The organism is Terracoccus luteus (assembly GCF_003635045.1).
GTDB lineage: Bacteria > Actinomycetota > Actinomycetes > Actinomycetales > Dermatophilaceae > Terracoccus > Terracoccus luteus.
Genome location: NZ_RBXT01000001.1, coordinates 2,515,592 through 2,528,779, shown reverse-complemented (window position 1 = coordinate 2,528,779; position 13,188 = coordinate 2,515,592). Strand labels below are relative to the sequence as shown.

11 protein-coding genes are annotated in these 13,188 nt (G+C 73.6%); 3 read left to right on the top strand and 8 right to left on the bottom strand.

What is annotated here, in order from left to right; translation table 11 throughout:
* Positions 1–3 precede the first annotated feature (3 nt).
* The gene (locus DFJ68_RS11460) at positions 4–516 is read left to right on the top strand and encodes a GNAT family N-acetyltransferase (RefSeq protein WP_170165752.1); all 513 of its coding nucleotides are present in this window, start codon (positions 4–6) and stop codon (positions 514–516) included.
* A 115-nt stretch (positions 517–631) separates the two neighbouring features.
* Here the strand turns inward: DFJ68_RS11460 and DFJ68_RS11455 are convergent, their stop codons facing one another.
* The 5 genes from DFJ68_RS11455 to DFJ68_RS11435 all read right to left on the bottom strand — a co-directional run bounded on the left by DFJ68_RS11455 (position 632) and on the right by DFJ68_RS11435 (position 7,089).
* A complete protein-coding gene (locus tag DFJ68_RS11455; RefSeq protein WP_121033319.1) occupies positions 632–1,978 on the bottom strand; it encodes a S1C family serine protease in 1,347 nt (448 codons plus the stop codon).
* A 66-nt stretch (positions 1,979–2,044) separates the two neighbouring features.
* Complete coding sequence (locus DFJ68_RS11450) at positions 2,045–3,553, bottom strand: sensor histidine kinase (RefSeq protein WP_245963605.1); 1,509 nt, start codon at positions 3,551–3,553, stop codon at positions 2,045–2,047.
* Between the two features lie 7 nt (positions 3,554–3,560).
* A complete protein-coding gene (locus tag DFJ68_RS11445) occupies positions 3,561–4,277 on the bottom strand; it encodes a response regulator transcription factor (protein ID WP_121033317.1) in 717 nt (238 codons plus the stop codon).
* 53 nt (positions 4,278–4,330) lie between these two features.
* The gene (locus tag DFJ68_RS11440; protein WP_121033315.1) at positions 4,331–5,215 is read right to left on the bottom strand and encodes a hypothetical protein; all 885 of its coding nucleotides are present in this window, start codon (positions 5,213–5,215) and stop codon (positions 4,331–4,333) included.
* A 221-nt stretch (positions 5,216–5,436) separates the two neighbouring features.
* Entirely contained in the window at positions 5,437–7,089 is a 1,653-nt protein-coding gene (locus DFJ68_RS11435) for a DNA repair helicase XPB (protein WP_121033313.1), read from the bottom strand.
* Between the two features lie 56 nt (positions 7,090–7,145).
* On the opposite strand from DFJ68_RS11435, the gene DFJ68_RS11430 reads away from it, so the two are divergent.
* A complete protein-coding gene (locus DFJ68_RS11430) occupies positions 7,146–8,087 on the top strand; it encodes a hydroxymethylglutaryl-CoA lyase (protein WP_121033311.1) in 942 nt (313 codons plus the stop codon).
* Between the two features lie 115 nt (positions 8,088–8,202).
* Here the strand turns inward: DFJ68_RS11430 and DFJ68_RS11425 are convergent, their stop codons facing one another.
* From DFJ68_RS11425 to DFJ68_RS11415, 3 genes are all read right to left on the bottom strand, one after another.
* Positions 8,203–8,886: a hypothetical protein gene (locus DFJ68_RS11425; RefSeq protein ID WP_147431573.1), complete on the bottom strand. Its 684-nt coding sequence runs from the start codon at positions 8,884–8,886 to the stop codon at positions 8,203–8,205.
* A gap of 462 nt (positions 8,887–9,348) precedes the next feature.
* Complete coding sequence (locus DFJ68_RS11420; protein ID WP_245963604.1) at positions 9,349–9,705, bottom strand: DNA polymerase ligase N-terminal domain-containing protein; 357 nt, start codon at positions 9,703–9,705, stop codon at positions 9,349–9,351.
* Positions 9,706–9,708: 3 nt separating this feature from the next.
* Complete coding sequence (locus DFJ68_RS11415) at positions 9,709–12,123, bottom strand: helicase-associated domain-containing protein (RefSeq protein ID WP_121033307.1); 2,415 nt, start codon at positions 12,121–12,123, stop codon at positions 9,709–9,711.
* 49 nt (positions 12,124–12,172) lie between these two features.
* Here DFJ68_RS11415 and DFJ68_RS11410 point away from each other — a divergent pair, with 49 nt between their 5' ends.
* Positions 12,173–13,114 carry an aldose 1-epimerase family protein gene (locus DFJ68_RS11410; RefSeq protein ID WP_121033305.1) on the top strand — a complete coding sequence of 314 codons (942 nt, stop codon included), beginning with the start codon at positions 12,173–12,175 and terminating at the stop codon, positions 13,112–13,114.
* Positions 13,115–13,188 lie beyond the last annotated feature (74 nt).

The window sequence follows — 13,188 nt, the reverse complement described above, 5'->3', positions numbered from 1 at the left end:
GTCGTGAGCGACGCTGCGGGACAGGACCGTTGGCTCATCGAGCTCGGTGACGTGACGGACCCGGCCTCGGAGGCCCTGCTGCGCCGGCTCGTCGTCGAGCTTCTGGAGCGGGCCGCGGGGGAGGGTGCGTCGCCCTCGCCCGACGAGCTCGAGGACGGGTGGGACCGCCTGCGCCGCGACGACCTCGCCCCACCCACCGGGGTCTTCGTCGTCGCCCGGCGCGGTGGCGAGGACGGACCGCTCGTCGGCTGCGTCGGCCTGCTGCGTCAGCGCGGGAGCGACCGCGGCCGCTCGGCCGAGCTGCGCCACCTCTACGTGCGCCCGGCCGAACGTGGCACCGGCGTCGCGCCGGGGCTTCTCGCCAGCGCCGAGGAGGTCGCCCGGGTGTGGGGTGCGCGACAGGTGCGGGCGGTCGTGCGCGACGAGCAGGTCGAGGCGCGAAGCCTGCTCGTACGCAACGGCTGGCGGGCCGACCCCGCCTGCGGCGACGGGCGGCTGACCCTCGAGCTCGGCTGACCGGCATCCGGCCCCGGGCTCCGACGGAGAGGCACGGGAGACACGGGAGACACGAGGAGGGCACCGCCTCGTCGGCGGTGCCCTCCCGGTCGTGCAGGGTTGGGTCGGCTGGTGGTCAGCTCGTCGCGTCGGGCTTGACCGCGAGGGTGACCTCGATCGTCTGCGCCGCGCCGCCGCGGACGACGGTGAGCTTGACCTTGTCGCCCGCGCTCATCTCGCGCACCTGGGCGACGAGGGCGGTCGCGGAGTCGACCGGCTGACCGTCGACCTCGGTGATGACGTCGCCCTTGCGGACGCCGGCCGAGGCGGCCGGGGTACCGCTCGTGACGGCCGCGACCTGGGCACCGGCCCGCTTGGCCCCACCGACGCTGACCGTCGTGTCGGTCGTGCTCACGCCGAGGAAGGCGTGCTCGGCCTTGCCCGTCTTGATGAGCTGGTCGGCGATCGACTTGGCCTCCTTGACGGGGATGGCGAAGCCGATGCCGATGTTGCCGCTCTGGCTGCCGCCGCTGCTGCCGCCGAGCGAGGCGATCGAGCTGTTGATGCCGACGAGCTCACCCTTGGCGTTGACGAGCGCGCCACCGGAGTTGCCGGGGTTGATGGCCGCCGAGGTCTGGATGGCGTTGGTGACGACGGTGTCGCCGGACGCCTGGTTGCCGAACGGCGACTGCTCGCTGCTGCCCGTGCTGACCGGGCGGTCGAGGGCGGAGACGATGCCGGTCGTGACCGTGCCCGACAGGCCGAGGGGGTTGCCGACCGCCATGACGGGCGCGCCGACGGTGAGGTTGTCGGAGTCGCCCAGCGTGATGGGGGTGAGGTCGGCGGGTCCGTTCGTCAGCTTGATGATGGCGAGGTCGGTCGACGGGTCGGTGCCGACGATGGTCGCGTCGTACGTGCGGCCGTCGGCGAGGGTGACCTGGATGGCCCCGTTGCCCGTGGCGTCGCCGACGACGTGGTTGTTCGTCAGGATGTGGCCCTGGTCGTCGTAGACGACGCCCGACCCGGCGCCCGAGCCCTGCTGGGTCTGCACGACGATGGAGACGACGCTCGGCGACACGGCCTTGGCGACGGCGGCCCAGTCGGGCGCGGTGGCGCTGCCCTGCACGACCGTGGGGGAGGTGGTGCCGCCGCCCTGCGTCGTCGACGAGCTCGTCTGCGAGGCGAGGGTGGTGTCGTCGCCGTGGGTGAGGGCGTACGTCCCACCGCTGGCGAGCACCGCCGCGAGCAGGGCCACGCCGGCCGTGCCGAGCACACCGCGCCCACGGCCCTTCGAGCGACCGCCGGTCGGGCCCTGCGGGGGCGCCGGCGGGTAGCCGCCCTGCGGTGAGCCGCCCTGCGGGGAGCCCGTCGCGCCGGTGCCGACGGGGCCCGGGGTGGTCGTGCCGTCGGGCGCGACGTCCCAGTACTGCGACGGCTGCGACGGCTGCGGGATCTGCTGCGTGTTGTCCGGTGCCATGGTCATGGCTCCTCCTCTGTGGTCCGTTGTAACCAGTTGACCGGAACAGATTGGGTGACCGGTATGGCCTTCCTAGGAATTGGCTGTGCGATCCGGAAGGGTCCGGCCGGTGTCGCCCGCGGGAGGCTCGCACGGCAGCTCGACGATGAACGTCGCTCCGCCCGAGAGGGTTTCGTCGACCCGGACGGTGCCGCCGTGGGCGGTGACGATGGCGTGCACGATGGCGAGGCCGAGCCCGTTGCCGCCGCCGTGCTCACGGCTTCGTGACCAGTCGGCCCGGTAAAAGCGCTCGAAGACGTTGCCACGCTCGGACTCGGGGATGCCGTGTCCGTGGTCGCGCACGTGCAGCGCGACCCGCGCCGCGCGCCCGCCCCGGGCCGGGTTGACGCGCCCGACGAGGATCTCGACCGGGGTGCCCGCCGGGGTGTGCACGCGCGCGTTCGTGACGAGGTTGGTGACGACCTGACGCAGCTGTCGCTCGTCGGCGACGAGCTCGGTGGGCTGGATCGGGCCGGTGATGCCGGATGCCGTGAAGGCCCGGTCGGGATTGATGGTGCGGGCGTCCTGCGCCGCGTCGGCGGCGAGCACCGCGAGGTCGACCGTCTGCAGCTCGAGCGGTCGCTCGCTGTCGAGGCGCGCGAGGGCGAGGAGGTCCTCGACGAGGCCGCTCATACGGTGGCCCTCGCTCTCGATGCGCCCCATGGCGCCCGACACGGCATCCGCGTTGGGCAGGGCGCCCTGGCGGTAGAGCTCGGCGTACCCGGTGACCGCGGCGAGCGGGGTGCGCAGCTCGTGCGAGGCGTCGGCGATGAAGCGGCGCATCTTCGCCTCGTTGGCCTCGCGCACCGCGAAGCTGCGCTCGATGCGGGTGAGCATGGCGTTGAGCGAGCGCGACAGCGAGGCCACCTCGTCGTGGGTGGGCGGCACGTCGACGCGCTGGGTGAGGTCGCCGCCGGCGATGGCGGCGGCGGTGTCCTCGATGCGGGTGAGGGGGCGGAAGGTGCGGCGCACGAGGAACCAGCCGAGACCGCCGCAGGCGAGCAGGGCGAGGGCGCCGATCCCGCTCGAGTACCAGACGAACTGGTCGACGGTGTTGTGCAACGAGCGCAGCGGGAGGGCGAGCACGTAGGTGCCGGTGCGCTCGCTGTTCGGCTGCGCGAGGGCGAGCCAGTCGACGTCGGGGTCACCGACCGAGCCGATGGTGAAGACGCGTCCCTCGGTGACGAGCGGGTCGGTGGGCCTGAGGTTCGGCACGGCCGCCTGCCGGTGCGGCTCCGTGGCGGCGTTGAGCACGAAGGTCTGGCGACCGGTGGGGCCGATGAACCGCAGGGTGAAGCCGTTGGGGAACGGCGACCCGCCGCTCTCGAGCAGCTCGCTCTGCAGGTCGGCGATGCTCGCGCCGTACAGGCGCAGCTCCTGCTCGGCCTGGTTGAGCAGGTAGCGGTTGAGCAGCGCGCTGACGAGCGCGATCGTCGCGACGAGGGAGACGAGCACGAGGCCGAGGCTGACGAGCAGCAGGCGCCAGCGCAGTGGCAGGGCCCGCAGCCGGCGCAGCCGCCGGCGCACCGCGTCGGTCAGCACGCGCCGGTCATGCGGAGACGGACTCGGGGGGCACCCGCAGAACGTAGCCGACACCGCGCTTGGTGTGGATCAGCGAAGGCCCGTCGGCGTCGATCTTGCGGCGCAGGTAGGAGATGTACGACTCGACGATGCCGGACTCGCCGCGGAAGTCGTAGTCCCACACGTGGTCGAGGATCTGCAGCTTCGACAGCACCCGGTTGGGGTTGAGCAGCAGGTAGCGCAGCAGCTTGAACTCGGTGGGGGACAGGTCGATGACTCGCCCGCCGCGGCGCACCTCGTGGCTGTCCTCGTTGAGCTCGAGGTCGTGGAAGCGCAGCGTCGAGCCATCGTCCTCGGCCGCCCCGCGGGTGCGGCGCAGCACGGCCCGGATGCGGGCGATGACCTCCTCGAGGCTGAACGGCTTGGTGACGTAGTCGTCGCCGCCCACCGTCAGGCCCTGGATCTTGTCGCCCGTCGCGTCACGCGCGGTGACGAAGACGATCGGCTGCTTGCGACCTCGGTCGCGCAGCCGCCGGGTCACCTCGAAGCCGTCGACGTCGGGGAGCATGACGTCGAGCACGACGAGGTCGGGGTCGCGCTCGGCGGCCATGGCCAACGCGGTGGTGCCGTCACCGGCGGTGTCCACCTCGAACCCTGCGAAACGAAGCGAGGTGGCGAGCAGCTCACGGATGTTGGGCTCGTCCTCGACGACGAGCAGTCTGGCCTCAGGCGTCTGGGTCTCCACCACTTCAGTGTCGGGGTACTGGCTGGGAGTTCGCTGGGAACGGGCGCGACCGATCAGAAACGGTAGTAGCGCACCGCCGCCGTCTTGGTCGCCCCCGGCTTGATCGTGCCCACGGCGTACGAGATCGAGTCGCCGTAGTCGCCGCGCGAGACGAAGTAGTCGGGGCTCTGCGGGGCCTGGGCGGGCGCGCAGCCGGGGTCGAGGATGTCCTGGGTCACGAGGGTCTCGAAGGGGCCGGGTGTCGTCTGGCTCCCGAGCGTGATGCCGTGCGCCTCCGCCCCCGCCGGGGCCTCGACCGGGTCGTGGAAGGCGCTGACCGTCGCCTTGGTGCGCGCGTGGTTGCTGAGGAAGCCCGCCCAGCCCTGCGGGCCACCGGTGTCGATGTCGAAGTCGACCTGCCGACGCAGCACGACACCGGAGATCGGGCTGGCCGTGAGGTTGCGCAGCTTCATCGTCACGAGGAGGTTCGAGACGTTCGTGTTCGAGCCCACCGTGAAGGCATACGACTGCGTGAGCTCGATGCGGTTGTCGCTCGTGCGGCGGGTGACCGCGTTCGAGGTCGTGGTCGGGGCCGCGAACCCCGAGGCCAGGTCGCCGAGGTCGTAGGCGCTGCCGCTGAGCCCCGAGTAGCACAGGACGTAGCCCTCGCCGACCGTCCCCACTCCGATGTGCTCGTACTTCGCGCCGGTCTGGTTCGGTGAGAGGTAGGAGGTGATGTTGCCGCCGGTCGAGACGGTGATGGCAGTCCCCCGCCCGACCGTGGTCGAGAAGACCTTCCACGTCGGCGAGGTCGACCGGGCCACCCTCTCGCGCGCGTCGCGGTGCTGCTGGGCCTGCGGGCTCGAGGTGGGTGTCGCCGACGGGGTCGCCCCGGTGACGACGAGCGGGGTGCCGGCCAGGGCGGCGGCGGCGAGCACGGTGACGAGACGTGTGTTCATGTGGGGCTCCCGAGACGAGGTGGCACTGCAGGACCTGTCGCTGGGCGGGGCAGGACGGACACCTCGCCCGAGTCGGGACTACACCCGTTCGTCCGGTTGCGGCAAGAGTGCCGCGCCGCGGGTGGGGCCCCTGCTACGCAGGGTCGCCAGAGCGCAGGATGAGGTGGTCCCGACGGCTCCCGGCGCGCCCTCGGGAGGCGCCCGGGGTCACGGCCGCGCGGTCAGAGGTCGTCGGCATCCATGATGCGGTAGGCGTAGCCCTGCTCGGCGAGGAAGCGCTGCCGGTGGGCGGCGAAGTCGGCGTCGACCGTGTCGCGGCTGACGACGGTGTAGAAGTGCGCGGTGCGCCCGTCGGCCTTGGGGCGCAGCACGCGGCCGAGGCGCTGGGCCTCCTCCTGGCGCGAGCCGAACGTGCCGCTGATCTGGATGGCGACGCTCGCCTCCGGCAGGTCGATGCTGAAGTTCGCGACCTTGCTCACGACCAGGGTGCTGATCTCACCGGTGCGGAAGGCGTCGTAGAGCCGCTGGCGCTCCTTGACGGTCGTCTCTCCGGTGATGACGTCGGCGCCGAGGCGCTCGGCCACCTCGTGCAGCTGGTCGAGGTACTGGCCGATGACGAGGGTCGGCTCGCCCGGATGCCGGGAGGCGAGCTTCTCGACGACCGGCAGCTTCGCGTCGGTGCAGCTCGCGAGCCGGTAGCGGTCGTCGGGCTCGGACGTCGCGTAGGCCATGCGCTGGCCGTTGGGCAGGCTGACGCGCACCTCGACGCAGTCGGCGGGCGCGATGTAGCCCTGCGCCTCGATGTCCTTCCACGGCGCGTCGAAGCGCTTCGGGCCGATGAGGCTGAAGACGTCGGCCTCGCGGCCGTCCTCGCGCACGAGCGTCGCGGTGAGGCCGAGGCGCCGGCGGGCCTGCAGGTCGGCCGTCATGCGGAAGATCGGCGCCGGCAGCAGGTGCACCTCGTCGTAGACGACGAGGCCCCAGTCCTTGGCGTCGAGCAGGTCGAGGTGGGTGTACGTGCCCTTCCGGCGGGTCGTGAGCACCTGGTAGGTGGCGATGGTGACCGGGCGGATCTCCTTGCGGGCGCCGGAGTACTCGCCGATCTCGTCCTCGGTCAGGGTCGTGCGCTTGAGCAGCTCGTCCTTCCACTGCCGGGCGCTCACGGTGTTGGTGACGAGGATGAGCGTCGTGGCCTTGGCCGAGGCCATCGCGCCGGCGCCGACGAGGGTCTTGCCGGCGCCGCAGGGGAGCACGACGACGCCGGAGCCGCCGTGCCAGAACCCGTCGACCGCCTGCTGCTGGTAGGGCCGCAGGTGCCAGCCGTCCTGGCGCAGGTCGATGGGGTGGGCCTCGCCGTCGACGTAGCCGGCGAGGTCCTCGGCCGGCCAGCCGACCTTGAGCAGCTCCTGCTTGAGGGTGCCGCGCTCGCTCGGGTGCACGAGCACCGCGAGGTCGTCGATGCGGTCGCCGGTGAGCGGCTTGATCTTCTTGTGCCGCAGCACCTCCTCGAGCACGGGGCGGTCGGTCGTGCGCAGCACGAGCCGGGTGCCCTCGGGGGAGTCGGCGATGCCCTCCTTCTCGAGGGTGAGCCGGCCGTAGCGGTCCATCGTCTCGGCGACGTCGACGAGCAGTGCCCCCGGTACCGCGTAGCGGCTGTGGGTGAGCAGCGCGTCGACGACCTGCTCGGCGTCGTGGCCCGCGGCGCGCGCGTTCCAGAGGCCGAGCGGGGTGATGCGGTAGGTGTGCACGTGCTCGGGGGCGCGCTCGAGCTCGGCGAACGGGGCGATGGCCCGCCTCGCCGTCTCGGCGTTCGGGTGGTCGACCTCGAGGAGGAGGGTCTTGTCGCTCTGCACGATCAGGGGTCCGTCATTCATCGTCTTGCCTCAACCCTGCCCGTGGTACGACGTATTCCGGGTGACAGTATGACCGGATGCGACTCCCACAGGTCGAGGCGGCGACGGGGCTGCCCCCGGAGGTGACGATCTACGAGGTCGGCCCGCGCGACGGTCTGCAGAACGAGAAGGCGGTCGTCCCGGCATCCGTCAAGGTCGAGTTCGTGCGGCGGCTCGTGGCCGCGGGGCTGTCGACGATCGAGACGACGTCGTTCGTGCCGGCGCGCTGGGTGCCGCAGATGGGCGACGCCGAGGAGGTGCTCGAGGCCCTCGGCGCCGACGGCGTGGGGCGGGCGCGGCCCGCGCTCGTGCCCAACCTGCGCGGGCTCGAGCGCGCCGAGGCGCTGGGGCTGCAGGCGGTCGCGGTGTTCGGCTCGGCGACGGAGACGTTCGCGCAGAAGAACCTCAACCGGTCGGTCGGCGAGCAGTACGCGATGTTCGAGCCCGTCGTGACGCGGGCCAAGGATGCCGGTCGGTGGGTCCGCGCCTACGTGTCGATGTGCTTCGGCGACCCGTGGGAGGGGCCGGTACCGGTCGGGCAGGTCGTCGACGTCGCAGAGCGCCTCATGGGCATGGGTTGCGACCAGCTGAGCATCGGCGACACGATCGGCGTCGGCACGACCGGGCACGTGCACCGGCTGCTCGAGGCGCTGGACGCCCGGGGGATCGGGCCCGAGCGGGTGGCGGTGCACTTCCACGACACGTACGGGCAGGCGCTCGCCAACACGATGGCGGCCCTGCGCGACGGCGTCACCGTCGTCGACGCCGCGGCCGGCGGGCTGGGCGGGTGCCCCTACGCGAAGTCCGCGACCGGCAACCTCGCCACCGAGGACCTCGTCTGGGCGCTCACCGGAGCCGGGGTGCGGACCGGCGTCGACCTCGACGCCCTCGTGGCCACGTCGGTCTGGATGGCGCAGCAGCTCGGCCGCCCGTCCCCGAGCAACGTCGTCCGCGCCCTCACCCCGCCCCCCACCCCCTGACCCGTGTGACCCGTCGAGAGGCCGAATAGAACCCGTCGAAAGGCCAAATAGGGGTCACCGAGAGGTCAGCGCCGCGCTGCGGAGGCGACCGGCATCCGACATCCGGAGTGGGACCTCACCACGATCGCGACGCCGCCCACTGGGCGAGGTGCCGTCTGCGTCGTCGCTCGAGGTTCTCCATGAGAGTGTCCGCATAGGCCGCCGAGAACCGACGTGGCTCGGCCGCGTCGAGGTCCAGTCGGTCGGGTGGGAAGCCCACCGCCTCGGCGATCTCCGTCAACGCCTCGTCGCGCTCCGGCTTGCTCCAGACGTGTGCGGATCGGACGGCGAACATGGCCCACCCGTGGGTCTCCGCGCGGTCGAACCGCGCGTGGTCCGCCTTCACGGCCTCCGGGAAGTCGTGCCAGACGGCGCCCTGGTACTCGACCGCGACCCGCCGCGCACGCCAGCTCATGTCCGGGCGGAAGAGCCATCTACCGTCGGCGTCGAACACGTTCTTGTTCAGCGACGGCAACGGAAGCCCGGCGCGGTGCATGACGAGCCGGAACTGGGTCTCGCCCGCCGACTCCGAGCCCCGTCGGGCCCAGCGCAGGGCCGGACGCAGGTTGCGCACGCCGCGCGCGGCACCACGGCCGGCGAGGATGCCGTCGAGCTCGCTCCGCGTGCACCCCTGGTTGAGTGCCTGGTCGGCCGCCGCCACCAGACTGTGGAGGGCGAAGGTGCCACCCGACACCGACAGCTCGCCGAGGTCGGCCCAGGTGTGGCCCGCGGCGACGACCGGCACTCCCTCGACCTCCACGACCCGTCGGAGCTCCAGGCCCCGGTGTCCGACGACACCCCGCCGTCGCACCCGGTTGTCGCGCGTCGGCGTGATGACGTGGACGTCACCGGTGACCTCAGCCGGCCAGGGCAGGGGCCAGCCCAGCAGCAGCGCGGCCGTGGCATGGGAGAAGGCATATCGCCCCGGAATGGTGGCCCCGATCGCGAGGAAGCGATCGCGAACGGCTGGTTCGAGGGTGGGTGCCCGGCCCACCGACGGTGAGTCCGTGTCGTCCCACGGGTCGTCGGCCGGCGGACCGTGACGCTGTGACATGGGGTCGATCTTGGACGCCTGGTGCCACGTGCTGCAGAGCCCCTGTGGACAACTGGGCCGTCCGTGCCGGTCCGGCGTACGGCCGTGCACGATGTGGCCTTTCGGCGACCTCTATTTGGCCTTTCGACGGGAGAAGGCGGGGAGGGAGGGCAGGGTGGGCGGGGTGGGTCAGTCGGGCTGGAAGCGGCTGAGGGCGAGGATCCAGTCGCGGTCGGTGCGGACGAGGGCGTAGCGCCGCGCGCCGCGGCGGCCGTGCAGGACGAAGACGATACGGCGCTCGTCGGCCGACTCCTCCTCCCACCAGCCGGTGTCGGCGACGGTCTTGTGCCGGTCCTCGTACGTCAGGTGGTCGAGGTCGTGGTCGGCCACCGCGACGGCCAGCCGCACGTCCCGCGTGACCGTCGGCAGCCCGCGCGGCACGGCCCACGAGCGCAGCACGCCGTCCTGCTCGAGCCGCAGGTCGAAGTGCGGCGTCGGCCTGCGGTGGTCGTGCAGCACGAACGCGGGGCGAGCCGGCTCGGGCACCGCTCAGCCCTCGACCGTGGCGCCGGTGATGCGGTGCACGGAGAACGACTTCTCGCGCCCGCCCTCGTCGGTGGCCCACACGCGCCCGCCGTCGACCCGACGGGGGTGGATGAGGTGGCGGGTCGTCACCCCGACCTGGTCGGTGAGCCCGATCCAGACGCCGTGCCGCTCGGCCACCGCGTCGCGCAGCAGCGACAGCGTCACGACGGGGTCGGTGGCCGGGATGCGCGGCCCCTCCCGCGCCTCCTCCTCGGCGCGCCGCTGCTGCGAGCCCTGCTCGGCCGTGCGCAGCCCCGCCACGAGGGTGCGGGTCACGGACTCGTCGACCGGCGACACCGCGGCCGGGCTCGCGCGTCGCCGGGTGGCGGCCCGCCGACGCGGCGTCTCGGCGTGCACGACGCTGCCGTCGAGGGCCTCGGCCACCGGTGCGAAGCCGTGGTCGCGCATGACCTCGACGACGACGGCCGGTGACGCCGCCGACACGAGCACCGTCGGGGCGAGCCGCCGCAGCTGCAGCGGGGCGAGCTCGCGGGCGGCGAGCATCTGGTCGAGCACCGACTCGTCGTCGCTGCGCACGTACGCCTCCGCCGCGCCGATACGGGTCTGGCCGTGCCGCCGCGCGACGTCGCCGACGAGGTACTCGAGCGGCTGCGGCACCGGCGTCCGGCTCGACCGACGCACCTGCTCGACGAGGTCGTGCGCGGTCCACCCGGCGTCGAGCGCCCGCCGCACCGACTCGGCGGTGAAGCGGTACACGGTCGCGCCGCCGCGCGACTCGACCTCGGCGGCCAGGCGCATGAACGCCGCCAGCTCACCCTCGAGCGGCCCCGGCGCCACCGCGGTGAGGTCGGCCTGCACGAGCACGTGGTCGACCGGCTCCGGCAGCAGCCGCGACATCGCCTCGGCGAGCCCGTCGCCGTCGGCGTCGTCGGTGCCGCCGGCGCCCGGTCCGGATGCCGTCGTGGCCCGGCCCCGGCGGTCGAGGTCGCGGATGGCGGGTGGCCGGGGGAGTGACGCCGTCAGGGTGCGGCCGGGGGTCGAGAGCGCGCCGCGGCCGGTGACCCCGAGCCACTCCGCCTCGCGCAGGACGGCCTCGAGCGCCTCGCTGAGGACGGCGTCGGGCCGCAGCGGCCGGCGCCACAGCAGGCGGTCACGCAGCGAGCCGGTGTCGGGGGCCGAACCGGGCTCGAGGGTGGCCAGCTCGTGCAGCACCTCGCGGCGGATCGCCCGCACCGCCGGCCACTGCACATCGGGCCCCAGGGCGTTGGCGGCGGAGGTGCCCGACCCGACGCGGCGGCCGACGAGGTGCGCGGCCCGCGTCGAGTCGCCCCACGCCCGGGCCACCCCGGCCCAGCGACGGCCGGCGTCGCTCGAGCTCCAGTCGTCGACGTCGGCGGTCGGCGCCCACACGGGGACGACCTCGCCGTCATCGGCCACGAGGCCGGCCGCGTGCGCCAGCTCGACGACGAAGGCCGCCCGCTCGGTCTCGAGGTCGAGGGCGGAGGCGGTCGCCCGCAGGTCGCGCACGGAGAGCCCACCCGAGCGCATCGCCCGCGGCGGCTCGGCGCCCCAGGCCGCGACGAGCTCGTCGAGGTGGGTCAGGGTCTCGCCGGCGGCGCCCCCGGCGACGGCGTCGACGAGCGTCACCGACCGCGCCTCGAGCGCCGGTGGGCGCAGCCGCGTCTCGCGGTGCAGGCGGCCGTCGCGCAGGACGAGGCCCACCTCTCGGGGCAGGGCCACCCGGTCGGCGGCGACCGGGACGAGCAGGTGCCGCTCGAGCAGCCAACGGGCGGGGCTGTCGCCGGTCGGGTTGCGGGGCAGCACCCCGAACGGCGGGCCCCAGGCCATCTTCTCGAGCATGGCGCGGGCGGCGTCGGGGGCCTCCCCGAGGGTCTCCCGCAGCGCAGCCGGGTCGTCGTGGCGCGCCACGAGCGATGGGCGCAGCTCGGCGATCGGGGCCCCGAGACCGGCCACGGTGGCCCCGAGCACCTCGGGCACGGTGCGCACGACGTGGTGCACGCCGGCGTCGTCGGCCCAGAGCAGCCCGAACCGCCACAGGTCGTCGGCGAGGCGGTCGACGACGGCCCCCTCACCGTCCTGCCCGTCGTCCCCCACGCCGTCGTCCACCCCGAGCAGCCCGAGCAGCCCGAGCAGACGCTCCCGCCGACCTGCGGGGCCCTCGGCGGCGGCGTCCTCGCCCCCGACGACGACGAGCGCCTCGAGCACCTGCAGGTGTCCCCGGTCGAGGGCCTCGATCGCCCGCTGCACGCTGGCCCGGGTGCTGGCCCGGGCCGCGAGGCTCGTGAGGTCGGCCGGGGCCGGGCGCGCGAGGTCGGGCCGCGCGAGGACCAGCTCGGAGAGCTCGTCGTCGCTGCGACCACGGATGTCGTCGGCGAGGCTGCGGCGTGGGGTGGGCATCCGCTCAACCCTACGGCGGCGGCCTCCTCGGTGCCGCTACCGTGGGCGCATGCGCGCGCTCACGCCCGTCCCGGCGGGCCGGCCGGTCAGCCCGACCGGTCAGCAGTGGACCATCTCGCACGGCCCGTTCGAGGCCACCGTCGTCGAGGTCGGCGGCGGTCTGCGCACCTTCACGCGTGACGGCGTTGACGTCGTCGCCGGCTACGGCGAGCTGGAGGGGTGCGCCTCCGGGCGGGGCCAGCAGCTCATCCCCTGGCCCAACCGCATCCGCGACGGCCGCTACACCTTCGGCGACAGCCCGAAGCCGCTGCAGCTGCCCCTCACCGAGGTGCCCTTCGCCAACGCGAGCCACGGCCTCGTGCGCTGGGCCCTGTGGGAGCTCGTCGAGCTCACCCCGGATGCCGTCGTGGTCGGCTACCGCCTGCACCCGCAGCCGGGCTGGCCGCACCACCTCGACCTGCGCACGACGTACGCCCTCGACGACGCCGGCCTCACCGTCACCGCGGCCGCGCGCAACGTGGGTGCCACGGCCGCGCCCTTCGGGTACGGCGCGCATCCCTACCTCGCCACCGGCGAGACCCCGCTGCCCGAGATCGAGCTCGGCGTCCCGGCATCCACCTGGGTCGAGGTCGACGAGCGCAAGCTGCCGGTGGCGACCCATCCGGTCGACGGCGGCGAGTACGACTTCCGCGACGCGCGCCCGGTCGGCACCGCCGACCTCGACACCGCGTTCACCGGGGTCACCCGCGACGACGACGGGTGCTGGCGGGTCACGGTGCGCTCGGGCGACCGCGGCGCGAGCCTGTGGGCCGACGAGGCGTTCCCGTGGCTGCAGGTGTTCACCGCCATCGCCCGCGACCGCAAGGACGTCGTCGGCGTCGCCGTCGAGCCGATGAGCTGCCCCGCCGACGCCTTCAACTCGGGCGACTCGCTCGTCGTGCTGCAGCCCGGCGACGAGTGGACGGGCACGTGGGGCGTCTCACCGCTCTGACCAAACCGGTTTGCCCCGCCCGTTAGGCTGGGTGCGAGCGCAGAGAGCGCGATCGAGCCGTGCCCGCGCGCGGC

Bases quoted from the DNA above. Each gene is read 5' to 3' on its own strand.
- DFJ68_RS11440 (WP_121033315.1), bottom strand. From the start codon at position 5,215: ATGAACACACGTCTCGTCACCGTGCTCGCCGCCGCCGCCCTGGCCGGC.
- DFJ68_RS11410 (WP_121033305.1), top strand. From the start codon at position 12,173: ATGCGCGCGCTCACGCCCGTCCCGGCGGGCCGGCCGGTCAGCCCGACC.
- DFJ68_RS11455 (WP_121033319.1), bottom strand. From the start codon at position 1,978: ATGACCATGGCACCGGACAACACGCAGCAGATCCCGCAGCCGTCGCAG.
- DFJ68_RS11415 (WP_121033307.1), bottom strand. From the start codon at position 12,123: ATGCCCACCCCACGCCGCAGCCTCGCCGACGACATCCGTGGTCGCAGC.
- DFJ68_RS11430 (WP_121033311.1), top strand. From the start codon at position 7,146: ATGCGACTCCCACAGGTCGAGGCGGCGACGGGGCTGCCCCCGGAGGTG.
- DFJ68_RS11435 (WP_121033313.1), bottom strand. From the start codon at position 7,089: ATGAATGACGGACCCCTGATCGTGCAGAGCGACAAGACCCTCCTCCTC.